A 13,451-nucleotide genomic window follows, 5' to 3' on the forward strand; every position below is an offset into this window, starting at 1 on the left:
GGGAAAGGGAAGCCGCACATGAAGACCGCACTGATCGCTGCCGCCGCTGTCGCCACACTGGCGGGACTGGTCGCCGCGCCCGCCTCGGCCGCCGAGGTCGAAATCCGCAACGCCGTCGCGCGCGTCGTCGTCATCGTAGAGGACCGCCAGGACATCGGCGTGGAGGTCACGCAGGGCCAGACGCGTCTACCGGCGATCCAGGTGCGCCGCGAAGGCCGCGACGTGAAGATCGACGGCGGCCTTCGTCGCAATGGTATGTTCGGAAGCAGCGACGGCATCCGCAGCTGCAACTCGGGACGGTCCGACGCCGCTCAGCCGGGGCAGGGGGCGACGGTCGAGGTGCGCGACCTGGGACGGATCCGTCTGGAAGACGCGCCGCTGATCGTGGTGCGCACGCCCCGCACCGTCGATGTCAGCGCCAGCGGCGCCGTGTTCGGCTCGGTCGGACGTGGTGCGCGGTCGGTCGAACTGGACAACGGCGGATGCGGCAACTGGAACGTCGCCAATGTGGACGGCGATCTGGAACTGGGCCTTGGCGGGTCGGGGTCGATCCGCGCGGGCACGTCGCGTTCGCTGGATGCCAGCGTCGGCGGCTCAGGCTCCATCGCCGCTGGATCGACCGGCAGCCTGAAGGCGGCTGTGGGCGGATCGGGCAATGTGGACGTGGCCAGCGTCAACGGCCGGGGCGAGCTGTCGATCGGCGGCTCGGGCGGGGTGAACGTGCGTCAGGGCCGGATGGACAAGCTGTCGGTCGCCATCGGCGGCTCGGGCGATGTCCGCTACGGCGGCGCGACACGTGATCTGGATGTCGCCATCGCAGGATCGGGTAGCGTCCGCGTCGCCTCGGCCACAGGATCAGTGTCCCGTTCGGTCGTCGGATCGGGAACCCTGCAGATCGGGCGCTAAGACCCGTTTCTCCGCCGCGAGAGGAAAGGCCCCCGGTCGTGGAACCCCGGGGGTCTTTTTCGTGCGTGGCGTAAGCCAAGAAAAAGCCCCGGCGGATCGCTCCGCCGGGGCTCTTCGTCTTGGATCAGGCGTCGAGGATCAACGCAGGCCGAACAGCTTGGTGACGCTGCCCAGGTTGCGGCCCAGGGTGGCGCCGGCGCGGTCGCGCGATTGCAGATCGCCGCCGAAGTTGTAGCGAATGCCGACTTCGAAGGAGTCGATCGTCAGGTCTGCGTCTTCCAGCTCGGCGCGGTCATAGCCGGCGAAGACGCTGTAGGGCGTTGCAGCGAAGGCGTATTCGGCGCCGACGCCGGCCGACCAGCCGTCGGTGCTGACGCCAGCGAAGTCCACGTCCGAATAGGAGGCGCGAGCGGCCAGACGCAGGGCGGGCGTGGCGTAGAAGGCGGCTTCACCACCAACGGTCCACAGGTCCGCGTCATCGACGGTGCCGTACGACACGACGCCGGTCAGCGTGGCTTGCTGGAAGTACTTCTGGCCTTCGGCGCCGAAGGTCATCAGCGTGTCGCCACCGGCGATTTCTTCAGCGCCGACGAAACCGCCGAAACGCATGTCTTGGATGGCCTTGGTCAGGTGGACGGCGCCCGACAGGGTGGTCTCGTCGCCGAAGTCGTTGTCCGAATAGGTTCCGGCGGCGTTGAAGGTCGCGGTCCAGTCGCCAAAGGCGGGGGTGGCGACGGTGCCGGCGATTGTGGCGCCGTCCAGGTCGGCGTCAGCGCCGGGGACTTCGATCTTGGAATGGTTGTAGGCGACGCCGACCGAACCGATGGCGTCTTGAGCGAAGGCCGGAGCGGCGAACAGAGCGGCGGCGGCGGCCGAGGCGAGGAGGATCGTCTTCATTTTCTTTTGTCCTTAGCAGTCTGTGCCCGGATGGGGGTCCAGGGAGGGCGGCTGCTATCAGGATGTGTCGAAGCTGAGCAATAAACCGCCGTTACATAAATGTCTTGAAACTGTCGTGTGGCGGATCAGTCACGCCTTGTGGTTAGAATATGTCAGTTCGGGGTGTTTCCTGGGGCAAGCGGTTAACAGCGCCAATCCCATAAACATATAAGCATATCCTTATGTCTATTGACGGTCGCGCTTGGTTGATGCCATGTGACGGGGTCGTGGTCTGCACGCGCTCCTCGGGGTGCGTGGAGCTAAGAGGGAAGCCGGTGTGAAACCGGCGCTGCCCCCGCAACTGTAAGCGGCGAGTCGAGGGTCCATCTCGTGTCACTGGCGTTCGCGCCGGGAAGGCAGGGCCCGAGGCGTCGACCCGTGAGCCAGGAGACCTGCCCCGACAGATAACGTCCTCCGGCGGGGTGCCCGGTCAGGCCGCATGCGCGCCGCCGGACCCATTGCGTCCGCGTCGGCGTCCGCGCGACCCTGTCCGAAACCTGGCCACAACACAGGTTTCGAATGTCATGACCCGCCACACCGTACAGGTCGCCACCCTCGGCTTTCCCCGCATTGGCCCCAAGAGGGAGCTGAAGACTGCGCTTGAGGCGCATTGGGCGGGAAAGATCGATGCGGAGACGCTGCTCTCCACCGCCGCCGAGCTGCGCGGCCTGACCTGGGCGCGGCAACGCGACCTGGGGGCCGACATCGTGCCGTCCAACGACTTCTCTCTGTATGACCAGGTGCTGGATCTGACGGCCATGGTCGGGGCCGTGCCTGCGGCCTATGGCTGGAGCGGCGAAAGCGTCGACCTGGCGACCTATTTCGCCATGGCGCGCGGGTCGCGCGGCGACGCCCAAGTCTGCGAGCACGGTCACGTTCATGGCGGCGGCGAAGGCGTGCCCGCCATGGAGATGACCAAGTGGTTCGACACCAACTACCATTATCTGGCGCCCGAGTTCACGGCGGACCAGACATTCCGCCTGGGGTCGACCAAGGCGCTGGACGAATATCTGGAAGCCAGGGCGCAGGGGATCGAGACCCGGCCGGTGCTGCTGGGGCCAGTGTCCTATCTGTTGCTGGGCAAGACGCGGGGCGAGGCCTTCGATGTGCTGAGCCTGCTGCCGCGCCTGTTGCCGGTCTATGCCGAGGTGCTGCGCTCGCTGGCGCGGGCGGGGGCGACCTGGGTGCAGTTGGACGAGCCCTGCCTGGTCACCGACCTGAGTGACGAGGCCAAGGCGGCCTATGACCACGCCTATCGCGTGCTGACGGACGTGACGCCGCCGATCAAGGTGATGCTGACAACCTATTTCGGGGCGTTGGGCGACAATCTGGAGACGGCGTTGAAGCTGCCGGTGCAGGGACTGCACATCGATCTGGTGCGCGCGCCGGAACAGTTGTCGCAGGTGGCGTCGGCGGCGCGGGCCGATCAGGTGCTGTCGCTGGGCGTCATCGACGGGCGCAATGTGTGGAAGGCCGATCTGAACGCGGTGCTGGACCGGGTCGAGCCGTTGGTGGCCGCCGGGCGTCAGGTGGTGATCGCGCCGTCCTGCTCGCTGCTGCACACGCCCATCGATCTGGAGCGGGAAGCGGCGCTGGATGCGGAGATCAAGGACTGGCTGGCGTTCGCGGTGCAGAAGGTTGGCGAACTGGCGATCCTGGCGCGGGCGCTGAACGAAGGCCGGGCGGCGGTGAAGGCCGAGCTGGACGCCTCGACCGCGTCGGTCGCGTCGCGCCGCACCTCGCCGCGCATCAATGATCCCAGGGTTCAGGCGCGGGCGGCCGATGCCGATCCGGCGCTGGCGAACCGCAGCTCCAGCTTCGAGATCCGGCGCGGGGTGCAGCAGCGGCGGTTGAACCTGCCGGCCTATCCGACCACCACCATCGGCTCGTTCCCGCAGACCTCAGAGGTCCGCAAGGCGCGGGCCGACCACGGCAAGGGCGTCATCGACGACGCGGCCTATGCCCGGTTCCTGCGTGAAGAGACCGCGCGGACGGTGAAGTGGCAGGAGGACCTAGGGCTGGACGTGCTGGTCCACGGCGAGTTCGAGCGCAACGACATGGTCCAGTATTTCGGCGAGCAGCTGTCGGGCTTTGCTTTCACCAAGGCGGCCTGGGTGCAGTCGTATGGTTCGCGCTGCGTGCGGCCACCGATCGTCTATGGCGACGTGTCCCGGCCCAGGCCGATGACGGTGGAATGGTGGCGTTACGCCCAATCCCTGACCGATCGGCCGATGAAGGGAATGCTGACCGGGCCGGTGACGATCCTGAACTGGTCCTTCGTGCGCGACGACCAGCCGCGCAGCACCACCTGCCGCCAGATCGCCTTCGCCATCCGCGACGAGGTGACGGACTTGGAGACGGCGGGCGCTGCCGTGATCCAGATCGACGAGGCGGCCCTGCGCGAAGGCCTGCCGCTGCGTCGTGCGGACTGGGCGGGGTATCTGGAGTGGGCGGTGGAGAGCTTCCGCATCACGGCGTCAGGCGTGCGGGACGAGACCCAGATCCACACCCACATGTGCTATTCCGAGTTCAACGACATCATCCAGTCCATCGGGGCCATGGATGCGGACGTCATCTCCATCGAGACCTCGCGGTCGCGGATGGAGCTGCTCGACGCCTTCTCCGACTATCGCTATCCGGCCGAGATCGGGCCGGGCGTCTATGACATCCACTCGCCGCGCGTGCCGTCGGTGGAGGAGATGGCGGCCCTGCTGACCGCGGCGGCGGGCAAGTTGCCGGCGGATCGGCTGTGGGTGAACCCCGACTGCGGGCTGAAGACGCGGGGTTGGCCCGAGACCGAGGCGGCGCTGACGAACATGGTGTCGGCCGCGAAAGCTGCACGAGCTTGAGCGTCACGCTGATAGATATGGTGTTCCCTGGCGACGCCAATCACCACGGGACATTGTTCGGGGGCGTCGGTCTGGCGCACCTGGACAAGGTCGCCTTCCTGGCCGCTGCGCGTCACGCGCGGCGGCCGACCGTGACGGCCGGATGCGAGCGGATCGACTTCGCCGCGCCCGCCCGGATCGGCGAAATGGTCGAGGCGACGGGCAAGGTCGTGCGCGTCGGCCGCACGTCGATGGGCGTGGAGGTCGAGCTATGGGCCGAGGCGCTGGTCAGCGGCGAGCGACGGCTGTGCACTCGGGGCGTCTTCAACATGGTGGCGCCGCGAGAGGCGGGGCAGGGCGACCTGCCGCCTCTGCTGGAAGACATACCCCAGGACGACGGCTGGCTGAGGGCGGTGGAGATGGTCTTCCCGACCTGGACCAACCACTACGGCACGCTTTACGGCGGCGATGCCCTGAAGCTGATGGGCAAGGCGGCCTTCATCTGTGCGACGCGCAAGGCCAGGGCGGTCATGGTCATGGCCGCGTCGAACCGCATCGACTTCTCGTCCCCTATAAGAGAAGGCGACATGATCGAACTGGCGTCCCGCGCGACAAAGATCGGTCGAACCTCGGTGACCATAGAGGTCGAACTGTGGGCCGAGGGATTGCTTACGGGGAAGCGGCGGCGGTCTGCGGCGGCCGAGTTCGTCATGGTGGCGGTGGACGAAGCGGGTCGGCCGAGGACGATTTCCCGGCCGGTGTCGGTGCTGGAGGCGGACTGACGAAATCCTGTGTCAGCACGGGTTTGCGCGCTTGACGAAATCAGAATCGGTAGGCATAAGCCACCACTCTTGTTGGACCGGCTGTGCACTTCGGTGCAAACGCGGTCCGCAGGAACGACCTAAGTCACTGTTCTTTGCAGCTTCTTGGGACTTCAGCGGCCTTCGCGGGTAACTGCGTGGGCCGATCGTTTTTGCGGATTTGCGTTCCCTGAGGGCTTTTTGCCCGAAGGCCTTCGGTCTTTGAAATGGTTCACAGGGACGCGGTCCTCCGACCGCATTGGAAGTAAGCACCGATATGGATCAAAGCATCCGCATCAGGCTCAAGGCCTTTGATCACCGCGTCCTCGATTTCTCGACGCGCGAGATCGTTAATACCGCCAAGCGCACCGGCGCGACCGTTCGCGGTCCGATTCCGCTGCCGACCCTGATCGAGAAGTTCACCGTGAACCGCTCGCCGCACGTCGATAAGAAGTCGCGTGAGCAGTTTGAAATCCGCACGCACAAACGCGTGCTCGACATCATCGACCCCACCCCGCAGACCGTGGACGCGCTCATGAAGCTCGACCTGTCCGCCGGTGTGGACGTCGAGATCAAGATTTAAAGTAGAAAGAGGCGGGATCCGATGCGCACGGGCGTGATCGCCAAGAAGCTGGGCATGACCCGCGTGTTCGCCGATGACGGCGCGCACGTACCGGTCACTGTGCTTCAGCTCGACGGCTGCCAAGTCGTCGGCCAACGTACCCAGGAGCGTGACGGCTACGTCGCTCTCCAGCTGGGCGCTGGCACGAAGAAGGCCAAGAACACCAACAAGGCTCAACGCGAGACCTTCGCCAAGGCGGAAGTCGAACCGAAAGCCTATGTGACCGAGTTCCGCGTCGATGCGGACGGTCTGCTGGACGTGGGCGCCGAACTGTCGGCCGAACACTTCCTGGTGGGCCAGAAGGTCGACATCCAGGGCGAGACCATCGGTAAGGGTTTCGCCGGCGCCATGAAGCGCTGGAACTTCGGCGGCCTTCGCGCCACCCACGGCGTTTCGGTCTCGCACCGTTCGCACGGTTCGACGGGTAACCGTCAGGACCCGGGTCGCACGTTCCCCGGCAAGAAGATGGCCGGCCACTATGGTACGGAAACCGTCACCACCCAGAACCTGACCGTCGTCCGTGTGGACGCCGAGCGTGGCCTGATCCTGATCAAGGGCGCTGTCCCCGGTCACGACGGCAGCTACGTCAAGGTTCGCGACGCCATCAAGAAGGCTCGCCCGGCTGACGCTCCGTTCCCCGGTGCGCTGAAGTCGAGCAAGTCTGCTGCTCAACCCGCTTCGACGCCGGCTGAAGAAGCCCCCGTCGAAGCGACCGAAGGCGGTGAAGCGTAATGAAACTCTCTGTCATCCAACTCGACGGCAAGGCTGCTGGCGACGTGGAACTGTCGGACGCTGTCTTCGGCATCTCCGACATCCGCGGCGACATCCTGGCCCGCACCGTCAACTGGCAACTGGCCAAGCGCCGCGCCGGTACGCACAAGGTTCAAACCCGCAACGAGAACTCTCGTACGGGCAAGAAGATGTACAAGCAAAAGGGCACCGGCGGCGCTCGTCACGGTTCGCGCCGTGCACCGCAGTTCGTTGGTGGTTCGCGCGCCTTTGGTCCGATCGTTCGCGATCACGGCTTCTCGCTGCCGAAGAAAATCCGCGCCCTTGCTCTGCGTCACGCCCTGTCCTCCAAGGCCAAGTCGGGCGACCTGATCGTGGTCGACACCGTCTCGTTCAAGGAAGCCAAGACCGCCTCGCTGCGCGAGACGCTCGGCAAGCTGGGCTGGACCAAGGCTCTCATCATCGCGGGTCCCGAAGTCGACACGAACTTCGGCCTGGCCGCTCGCAACATCCCGCACATCGACGTGCTGCCGAACGCCGGCCTGAACGTCTATGACATCCTGCGGGCTGACAAGCTGGTCCTGACCAAGGCCGCCATCGAGGCGATCGAGGCCCGCTTCAGCGATAAGGAAGCTGCGTAATGGCTGCTCAACCTACCGCCAAACACTACGACACGATCCTCTCCCCGATCATCACCGAGAAGGCGACGATCCTGTCCGAGCAGAACAAGGTCGTCTTCCGCGTCTCCGATACGGCGACCAAGGACGAGATCGCAGCTGCGGTCGAAAGCCTGTTCAAAGTCAACGTCCTGAAGGTCAACACCCTGGTTCAAAAGGGCAAGACCAAGCGCTTCCGGGGTATCCTGGGTCGTCGGGTCGACATCAAAAAAGCGATCGTGACGCTGGCCGACGGCCAGTCGATCGACGTCACCACGGGGCTCTGATCAGATGGCCTTGAAACATTACAATCCGACCTCGCCGGGCCGTCGCGCCCTCGTGCTGGTCGACCGTTCGGAGCTCCACAAGGGCCGTCCGGAAAAGTCGCTGACCGAAGGCCTGACCAAGTCGGGCGGACGCGGGCAGGGCGGTCGCATCGCGGTCCGCTTCCGTGGCGGCGGCGCCAAGACCCTGTACCGCAAGATCGACTTCAAGCGTCGCAAGTGGGACATGGTCGGGACGGTCGAGCGTCTGGAATACGATCCGAACCGCACGGCCTTCATCGCCCTCGTGACCTACGAAGACGGCGAGAAGACCTACATCATCGCGCCGCAACGCCTTAAGGCCGGCGACACGGTGATCGCGGGCGAAAAGACCGACGTGAAGCCGGGCAACGCCATGCCGCTTCGTTCGATGCCGGTGGGTACGATCATCCACAACATCGAAATGAAGCCGGGCAAGGGCGCTCAGCTGGCCCGCTCGGCCGGCGCCTACGCCCAACTGGTGGGTCGCGATCAGGGCTACGCCCAGATCCGTCTCGGCTCGGGCGAATTGCGCATGGTCCTGGACGGCTGCATCGCCACGGTGGGCGCGGTTTCGAACCCCGACCACATGAACCAGAACCTGGGCAAGGCCGGTCGCAAGCGTCACATGGGCTTCCGCCCGCACGTTCGCGGCGTCGCCATGAACCCGATCGACCACCCGCATGGTGGTGGTGAAGGCCGGACCTCTGGTGGTCGTACCCCGGTTACCCCGTGGGGCAAGGACACCAAGGGCACCCGTACCCGCAAGAACAAGGCTACGGACAAGTACATCATCCGTACCCGCCACGTTAAGAAGGCTCGCTAAGAATGGCCCGCTCCTCCTGGAAAGGCCCGTTTGTCGACGGGTATCTGCTCAAGAAGGCCGACGCCGTTCAAACGTCGGGCCGCAAGGACGTGATCAAGACGTGGTCGCGCCGCTCCACCATCCTGCCGCAGTTCGTCGGTCTGACGTTCGGCGTCCATAACGGTCAGAAGCACGTGCCCGTGTCGGTCTCGGAAGAGATGGTCGGCATGAAGCTCGGCGAGTTCGCCCCGACCCGGAGTTTCCCGGGTCACGCGGCGGACAAGAAGGCCAAAAGGAAGTAACTGATGGCCCAGACAAAAAATGAACGTCGGGTCGCCCCGACAGAGGCCCGCGCAAAGCTGGTCAACGTACGCATCAGCCCGCAAAAGCTGGGCCTGGTCGCCGCATCGATCCGCGGCATGCCGGTCCAGAAGGCGCTGAACGAGCTGGAATTCAGCCGTAAGCGTATCGCGACCGACGTCCGCAAGGTCCTGTATTCGGCGATCTCGAACGCCGAGAACAACCACAACCTCGACATCGACAACCTGGTCGTCGCCGAGGCCTATGTGGGCAAGAACCTGGTGATGAAGCGTTTCGCGAGCCGTGCTCGTGGTCGTTCGTCGCGCATCCTGAAACCGTTCAGCGAGATCACCATCGTGGTCCGTGAAGCCGGCGAGGCCGCCTGATGGGTCAGAAAATCAATCCGATCGGTCTGCGCCTCGGCGTGAACCGTACGTGGGACAGCCGTTGGTTCGCCGCCGGCGCCGACTATTCTCGCCTGCTGCACCAGGACCTGAAGCTGCGCGAGTGGCTGCGGGAACGTCTAGGCGCCGCTGGTGTGTCGCGCATCATCATCGAGCGCCCACACAAGAAGTGCCGGATCACCATCTACGCCGCCCGTCCGGGTGTCGTGATCGGTAAGAAGGGCGCTGACATCGAGAAGCTCCGCAAGGACATCTCGGCGCGCACCGAAGGTGAAGTTCACTTGAACATCATCGAAGTCCGCAAGCCGGAAACCGATGCGCAGCTGATCGCTGAAAACATCGCGCAACAACTGGAACGCCGCGTGGCCTTCCGTCGCGCCATGAAGCGTTCGATGCAGTCGGCGATGCGTCTCGGCGCCAAGGGCATTCGTATGAATGTCTCGGGCCGTCTGGGCGGTGCGGAAATCGCACGTATGGAATGGTACCGCGAAGGTCGCGTGCCGCTTCACACGCTGCGCGCCGACATCGACTATGGCTTCTACGAAGCCAAGACGACCTACGGCATCATCGGCGTGAAGGTCTGGGTCTTTAAGGGTGAAGTGCTGGAGCACGATCCCATGGCGCAGGACAAGCGTTGGGCCCAGGAAGCTTCGGGTCCGTCCTCGAACGAAGGCCGCGAACGCGGCGGCCCCCGTGGCGACCGCGGTCCGCGTCGCGACCGGGGACGTGAGAACTAAGTCATGTTGCAACCGAAGAAGACCAAGTACCGCAAGGCCTTCAAAGGCCGGATCCATGGCTCGGCCAAGGGTGGCTTCTCGCTGAACTTCGGGTCGTATGGCCTGAAGACGCTGGAGCCGGAGCGCATCACTGCGCGTCAGATCGAAGCGGCTCGCCGCGCGATCACCCGCCAGATGAAGCGTCAGGGCCGCGTCTGGATCCGCGTCTTCCCCGACCTGCCCGTCACGGGCAAGCCGGCCGAAGTCCGGATGGGTAAGGGCAAGGGCGCCGTGGACCACTGGGCCGCGCGCTGCCACCCTGGCCGTATCCTGTTTGAAATCGACGGCGTTCCGGACGATGTCGCCCGCGAAGCGCTCCGTCTCGGCGCAGCCAAGCTGCCGGTCCGCACCAAGGTCGTGACCCGCATCGACGCCGGCGTCGCTCATGTCGAGGTAGCCGCCTGATGACCAAGATCGCCGACTTGCGGTCGCAAACGACCGACCAACTGTCCGACGAGCTGCTGAAGCTCAAGAAGGAACAGTTCAACCTGCGCTTCCAGGCGGCCACCGGCCAAATGGAAAAGACTCACCGCGTTGGTGAAGTCCGCAAAGACATCGCACGCATCTCGACGCTTCTGCGCGAGCAGCGTGCGGCCTCGTAAGGAAACGAATATGCCCAAGCGAATTCTTGAAGGCGTGGTCGTGTCCGACAAGGGCGAAAAGACCGTCGTCGTGAAGGTGGAGCGCACGCTGCTTCACCCTGTTCTGAAGAAGATCGTTCGTCTTTCGAAGAAGTATCACGCGCACGACGAAGCCAACGCGCTCAAAGTCGGCGACATCGCTCGCATCGTCGAGTGCGCCCCGAAATCCAAACTGAAGCGCTGGGAAGTCCTTTCCAACGCCTCGGCCTCGTAATCAGAAGGATCTGATCTTATGATCCAGATGCAAACTAACCTGGAAGTGGCCGATAATTCGGGCGCCCGCCGGGTCATGTGCATCAAGGTGTTGGGCGGCTCCAAGCGCCGCTACGCCTCGATCGGCGACACAATCGTCGCCTCCGTGAAGGAAGCCATCCCGCGCGGCCGTGTGAAGAAGGGCGACGTCGTTCGCGCCATCGTCGTGCGCACCGCCAAGGACATCCAACGCAAGGACGGCTCGGTCATTCGTTTTGACAAGTCGGCCGCCGTCATCGTCAACAAGCAGAACGAGCCTGTCGGCACGCGGATCTTCGGCCCTGTTCCTCGCGAACTGCGCGCCAAGAACCACATGAAGATCATCTCGCTGGCTCCGGAGGTCCTGTAACATGGCCGCCAAGATCAAGAAGGGCGACCGCGTCGTCGTCCTCACCGGCAAGGACAAGGGCCGCACGGGCAACGTGCTGAAGGTCCTGCCTACCGAAAACCGCGTCCTCGTCGAAGGCTGCAACATGGTTCAGCGCCACACGCGCCCGAGCCAGGCTGACCCGCAGGGCGGTATCAAGAACAAGGAAGCCTCGCTTCACCTGTCGAACGTCGCGATCGCCGACGTCAACGGCAAGGCGACCCGCGTCGGCTTCAAGATCGATGGGGACACCAAGGTCCGCATCGCCAAGACGACGGGAGACGTCATCTGATGGCTACCGAAAAGTACGCTCCGCGCCTCAAGGTCGAGTATCACGCTCGCATCCGCCAGGTGATGAAGGAAAAGTTCGGCTACACGAACGAAATGCAGGTGCCCAAGCTGGACAAGATCGTCCTGAACATGGGCATCGGTGAAGCTGTCGCGGACTCCAAGAAGGCGAACACCGCCCTCAAGGACCTGACGGCCATCGCCGGTCAGAAGGCCGTCGCCACCAAGGCCCGTAACTCCATCGCCGGCTTCAAGCTGCGCGAAGGCATGGTCATCGGCGGCAAGGTCACCCTGCGCGGCGAACAGATGTACGAGTTCCTGGACCGGTTCATCACGATCGCGCTGCCGCGCGTGAAGGATTTCCGTGGTCTGAAGGGCACGTCCTTCGATGGTCGCGGCAACTACGCCACGGGTCTGAAGGAACACATCGTGTTCCCGGAGATCAACTACGACCAGATCGATCAGATGTGGGGCATGGACATTGTCGTCTGCACCACGGCCAAGACCGATGAGGAAGCCAAGGCTCTCCTCACCGAGTTCAAGTTCCCGTTCGTGAAGAACTGAGCGGGAAGGGAAGAGCACAATGGCTAAGAAAAGCGCCGTAAACCGTAACGAAGCCGTCAAGGCCCTGGTTGCGAAGTATGCCGCGAAGCGGGCCGCCCTCAAGGCGACCGCCAACGACGAAAACCTGCCGCTGGAGGAGCGCTTCGACGCGCGCCTGAAGCTGGCTGAACTGCCGCGCAACTCCGCGCCGAGCCGCATTCGCAACCGTTGCGAAGTGACGGGTCGTCCGCGGGCGTTCTATCGCAAGCTCAAGATGAGCCGGATTGCGCTGCGTGAACTCGGCAACCAGGGCCAGATCCCTGGCCTGACGAAATCCAGCTGGTAAGGGGAGCGAACAGACATGATGATCAACGATCCCCTGAGCGACATGATCGCTCGCATCAAGAACGCGGCGACCCGCAAGCGTTCCAAGGTGCTGACCCCCGCTTCTCGTCTGCGTCAGCGCGTCCTCGACGTGCTGCAGGACGAAGGCTACATCCGCGGCTACAACCTGGTTCAGAACCCGGGTGAGTTTCCGCAGTTCGAGATCGAGCTGAAGTACTTCGACGGTCAGCCCGTCATCGCCGAGATCGCTCGCGTGTCCAAGCCGGGCCGCCGCGTCTATTCGGCGATCGGCGATCTGAAGCCGATCAAGAACGGCCTCGGCATCTCGATCCTCTCGACTTCGAAGGGCGTCATGTCCGACGCCTCCGCCCGCGACGCTAACGTCGGCGGCGAAGTCCTTTGCAGGGTCTACTGATATGTCCCGTATTGGCAAGAAAACCATTGCTGTGCCGAAGGGCGTGACTGTCACGCTCGACGGCCAGAACGTCACCGTGAAGGGCCCCAAGGGCGAGAGCTCCTGGACCGTCGCAGACGAAATCGAAGTCACCCAGGAAGGCGACGAACTGTCGCTGGGTCTGCGGTCGGACACGCAACGCGGTCGCGCGATGTGGGGCCTGTCGCGCACCCTGGTCGACAACATGGTCGTCGGCGTCACCACGGGCTTCGAGAAGTCTCTGGAACTGGTCGGCGTGGGTTACCGCGCCGCGATGAAGGGCGACGCCCTGTCGCTGCAACTCGGCTTCTCGCATGAAGTCGATATCGCTCCGCCGGCCGGCGTCAGCTTCGCAGTGCCGAAGCAGACCGAGATCAAGGTCTCGGGCGCTGACAAGCAAGCCGTCGGTCAGATCGCCGCGGTCATCCGCAAGCTGCGTCCGCCGGAGCCCTACAAGGGCAAGGGCGTCCGTTACGCGGGCGAGAAGGTCCGTCGCAAGGAAGGCAAGAAGAAGTAAG

Annotated in this window: 21 protein-coding genes and 1 riboswitch; of the genes, 20 read left to right on the forward strand and 1 reads right to left on the reverse strand. The window is 64.4% G+C overall.

Features of this window, described 5'->3' with window-relative positions:
• Positions 1–18 precede the first annotated feature (18 nt).
• Positions 19–906 carry a GIN domain-containing protein gene (locus tag AC3ISA_RS12765; protein WP_372695159.1) on the forward strand — a complete coding sequence of 296 codons (888 nt, stop codon included), beginning with the start codon at positions 19–21 and terminating at the stop codon, positions 904–906.
• A 138-nt stretch (positions 907–1,044) separates the two neighbouring features.
• On the opposite strand, the gene AC3ISA_RS12770 is transcribed toward AC3ISA_RS12765, so the two are convergent.
• Positions 1,045–1,803 (reverse strand): hypothetical protein, encoded by a 759-nt coding sequence (locus AC3ISA_RS12770; RefSeq protein ID WP_489178167.1) that lies wholly within the window; start codon positions 1,801–1,803, stop codon positions 1,045–1,047.
• A gap of 250 nt (positions 1,804–2,053) precedes the next feature.
• Positions 2,054–2,256: riboswitch (cobalamin riboswitch) on the forward strand.
• Positions 2,257–2,366: 110 nt separating this feature from the next.
• Between AC3ISA_RS12770 and metE the strand changes: the two genes are divergently transcribed.
• The 19 genes from metE to rplF all read left to right on the forward strand — a co-directional run bounded on the left by metE (position 2,367) and on the right by rplF (position 13,450).
• Entirely contained in the window at positions 2,367–4,691 is a 2,325-nt protein-coding gene (metE, locus tag AC3ISA_RS12775; protein ID WP_489178168.1) for a 5-methyltetrahydropteroyltriglutamate--homocysteine S-methyltransferase, read from the forward strand.
• A complete protein-coding gene (locus AC3ISA_RS12780) occupies positions 4,688–5,452 on the forward strand; it encodes an acyl-CoA thioesterase (RefSeq protein ID WP_372695153.1) in 765 nt (254 codons plus the stop codon). Before metE ends, AC3ISA_RS12780 begins: the two co-directional genes overlap by 4 nt.
• 295 nt (positions 5,453–5,747) lie before the next feature.
• Positions 5,748–6,053: a 30S ribosomal protein S10 gene (rpsJ, locus tag AC3ISA_RS12785; protein ID WP_105563630.1), complete on the forward strand. Its 306-nt coding sequence runs from the start codon at positions 5,748–5,750 to the stop codon at positions 6,051–6,053.
• Between the two features lie 21 nt (positions 6,054–6,074).
• Positions 6,075–6,824, forward strand: coding sequence for a 50S ribosomal protein L3 (gene rplC, locus AC3ISA_RS12790; RefSeq protein WP_055753390.1), 750 nt, complete (start codon positions 6,075–6,077; stop codon positions 6,822–6,824).
• Positions 6,824–7,462, forward strand: coding sequence for a 50S ribosomal protein L4 (gene rplD, locus AC3ISA_RS12795; RefSeq protein ID WP_489178169.1), 639 nt, complete (start codon positions 6,824–6,826; stop codon positions 7,460–7,462). The genes rplC and rplD overlap by 1 nt, the downstream gene beginning before the upstream one ends.
• Positions 7,462–7,764, forward strand: coding sequence for a 50S ribosomal protein L23 (locus AC3ISA_RS12800; protein ID WP_159844796.1), 303 nt, complete (start codon positions 7,462–7,464; stop codon positions 7,762–7,764). The genes rplD and AC3ISA_RS12800 overlap by 1 nt, the downstream gene beginning before the upstream one ends.
• A 4-nt stretch (positions 7,765–7,768) precedes the next feature.
• Positions 7,769–8,605 carry a 50S ribosomal protein L2 gene (gene rplB, locus AC3ISA_RS12805; RefSeq protein ID WP_008259904.1) on the forward strand — a complete coding sequence of 279 codons (837 nt, stop codon included), beginning with the start codon at positions 7,769–7,771 and terminating at the stop codon, positions 8,603–8,605.
• A 2-nt stretch (positions 8,606–8,607) separates the two neighbouring features.
• Entirely contained in the window at positions 8,608–8,886 is a 279-nt protein-coding gene (gene rpsS / locus AC3ISA_RS12810) for a 30S ribosomal protein S19 (protein ID WP_135195324.1), read from the forward strand.
• A 3-nt stretch (positions 8,887–8,889) separates the two neighbouring features.
• Positions 8,890–9,270, forward strand: coding sequence for a 50S ribosomal protein L22 (rplV, locus tag AC3ISA_RS12815; RefSeq protein WP_159844793.1), 381 nt, complete (start codon positions 8,890–8,892; stop codon positions 9,268–9,270).
• The gene (rpsC, locus tag AC3ISA_RS12820; protein WP_159844791.1) at positions 9,270–10,025 is read left to right on the forward strand and encodes a 30S ribosomal protein S3; all 756 of its coding nucleotides are present in this window, start codon (positions 9,270–9,272) and stop codon (positions 10,023–10,025) included. The genes rplV and rpsC overlap by 1 nt, the downstream gene beginning before the upstream one ends.
• A 3-nt stretch (positions 10,026–10,028) precedes the next feature.
• Entirely contained in the window at positions 10,029–10,469 is a 441-nt protein-coding gene (gene rplP, locus AC3ISA_RS12825) for a 50S ribosomal protein L16 (protein WP_087119314.1), read from the forward strand.
• Positions 10,469–10,666, forward strand: coding sequence for a 50S ribosomal protein L29 (rpmC, locus tag AC3ISA_RS12830; protein WP_135195327.1), 198 nt, complete (start codon positions 10,469–10,471; stop codon positions 10,664–10,666). The genes rplP and rpmC overlap by 1 nt, the downstream gene beginning before the upstream one ends.
• Before the next feature lie 10 nt (positions 10,667–10,676).
• Positions 10,677–10,919: a 30S ribosomal protein S17 gene (rpsQ, locus tag AC3ISA_RS12835; RefSeq protein ID WP_008262472.1), complete on the forward strand. Its 243-nt coding sequence runs from the start codon at positions 10,677–10,679 to the stop codon at positions 10,917–10,919.
• 18 nt (positions 10,920–10,937) lie between these two features.
• A complete protein-coding gene (rplN, locus tag AC3ISA_RS12840) occupies positions 10,938–11,306 on the forward strand; it encodes a 50S ribosomal protein L14 (protein ID WP_003164378.1) in 369 nt (122 codons plus the stop codon).
• A gap of 1 nt (position 11,307) precedes the next feature.
• Complete coding sequence (gene rplX / locus AC3ISA_RS12845; protein WP_372694836.1) at positions 11,308–11,616, forward strand: 50S ribosomal protein L24; 309 nt, start codon at positions 11,308–11,310, stop codon at positions 11,614–11,616.
• Positions 11,616–12,176, forward strand: a complete 561-nt coding sequence (gene rplE / locus AC3ISA_RS12850; protein WP_135195329.1) for a 50S ribosomal protein L5 — start codon at positions 11,616–11,618, stop codon at positions 12,174–12,176. The genes rplX and rplE overlap by 1 nt, the downstream gene beginning before the upstream one ends.
• 19 nt (positions 12,177–12,195) lie before the next feature.
• Complete coding sequence (gene rpsN / locus AC3ISA_RS12855) at positions 12,196–12,501, forward strand: 30S ribosomal protein S14 (protein ID WP_135195330.1); 306 nt, start codon at positions 12,196–12,198, stop codon at positions 12,499–12,501.
• A gap of 15 nt (positions 12,502–12,516) precedes the next feature.
• The gene (rpsH, locus tag AC3ISA_RS12860; protein WP_135195331.1) at positions 12,517–12,915 is read left to right on the forward strand and encodes a 30S ribosomal protein S8; all 399 of its coding nucleotides are present in this window, start codon (positions 12,517–12,519) and stop codon (positions 12,913–12,915) included.
• Position 12,916: 1 nt separating this feature from the next.
• Positions 12,917–13,450 carry a 50S ribosomal protein L6 gene (gene rplF / locus AC3ISA_RS12865; RefSeq protein WP_372694833.1) on the forward strand — a complete coding sequence of 178 codons (534 nt, stop codon included), beginning with the start codon at positions 12,917–12,919 and terminating at the stop codon, positions 13,448–13,450.
• The last annotated feature ends 1 nt before the right edge of the window (position 13,451 follow it).

The organism is Brevundimonas sp. KH_058, assembly GCF_057838505.1.

What these genes read in the sequence shown, in the direction of transcription:
- AC3ISA_RS12765 (WP_372695159.1), top strand. Translation starts at nt 19, where the DNA reads ATGAAGACCGCACTGATCGCTGCCGCCGCTGTCGCCACACTGGCGGGA.
- AC3ISA_RS12770 (WP_489178167.1), bottom strand. Translation starts at nt 1,803, where the DNA reads ATGAAGACGATCCTCCTCGCCTCGGCCGCCGCCGCCGCTCTGTTCGCC.
- metE (WP_489178168.1), top strand. Translation starts at nt 2,367, where the DNA reads ATGACCCGCCACACCGTACAGGTCGCCACCCTCGGCTTTCCCCGCATT.
- rpsJ (WP_105563630.1), top strand. Translation starts at nt 5,748, where the DNA reads ATGGATCAAAGCATCCGCATCAGGCTCAAGGCCTTTGATCACCGCGTC.
- rplC (WP_055753390.1), top strand. Translation starts at nt 6,075, where the DNA reads ATGCGCACGGGCGTGATCGCCAAGAAGCTGGGCATGACCCGCGTGTTC.
- rplD (WP_489178169.1), top strand. Translation starts at nt 6,824, where the DNA reads ATGAAACTCTCTGTCATCCAACTCGACGGCAAGGCTGCTGGCGACGTG.
- AC3ISA_RS12800 (WP_159844796.1), top strand. Translation starts at nt 7,462, where the DNA reads ATGGCTGCTCAACCTACCGCCAAACACTACGACACGATCCTCTCCCCG.
- rplB (WP_008259904.1), top strand. Translation starts at nt 7,769, where the DNA reads ATGGCCTTGAAACATTACAATCCGACCTCGCCGGGCCGTCGCGCCCTC.
- rpsS (WP_135195324.1), top strand. Translation starts at nt 8,608, where the DNA reads ATGGCCCGCTCCTCCTGGAAAGGCCCGTTTGTCGACGGGTATCTGCTC.
- rplV (WP_159844793.1), top strand. Translation starts at nt 8,890, where the DNA reads ATGGCCCAGACAAAAAATGAACGTCGGGTCGCCCCGACAGAGGCCCGC.
- rpsC (WP_159844791.1), top strand. Translation starts at nt 9,270, where the DNA reads ATGGGTCAGAAAATCAATCCGATCGGTCTGCGCCTCGGCGTGAACCGT.
- rplP (WP_087119314.1), top strand. Translation starts at nt 10,029, where the DNA reads ATGTTGCAACCGAAGAAGACCAAGTACCGCAAGGCCTTCAAAGGCCGG.
- rpmC (WP_135195327.1), top strand. Translation starts at nt 10,469, where the DNA reads ATGACCAAGATCGCCGACTTGCGGTCGCAAACGACCGACCAACTGTCC.
- rpsQ (WP_008262472.1), top strand. Translation starts at nt 10,677, where the DNA reads ATGCCCAAGCGAATTCTTGAAGGCGTGGTCGTGTCCGACAAGGGCGAA.
- rplN (WP_003164378.1), top strand. Translation starts at nt 10,938, where the DNA reads ATGATCCAGATGCAAACTAACCTGGAAGTGGCCGATAATTCGGGCGCC.
- rplX (WP_372694836.1), top strand. Translation starts at nt 11,308, where the DNA reads ATGGCCGCCAAGATCAAGAAGGGCGACCGCGTCGTCGTCCTCACCGGC.
- rplE (WP_135195329.1), top strand. Translation starts at nt 11,616, where the DNA reads ATGGCTACCGAAAAGTACGCTCCGCGCCTCAAGGTCGAGTATCACGCT.
- rpsN (WP_135195330.1), top strand. Translation starts at nt 12,196, where the DNA reads ATGGCTAAGAAAAGCGCCGTAAACCGTAACGAAGCCGTCAAGGCCCTG.
- rpsH (WP_135195331.1), top strand. Translation starts at nt 12,517, where the DNA reads ATGATGATCAACGATCCCCTGAGCGACATGATCGCTCGCATCAAGAAC.
- rplF (WP_372694833.1), top strand. Translation starts at nt 12,917, where the DNA reads ATGTCCCGTATTGGCAAGAAAACCATTGCTGTGCCGAAGGGCGTGACT.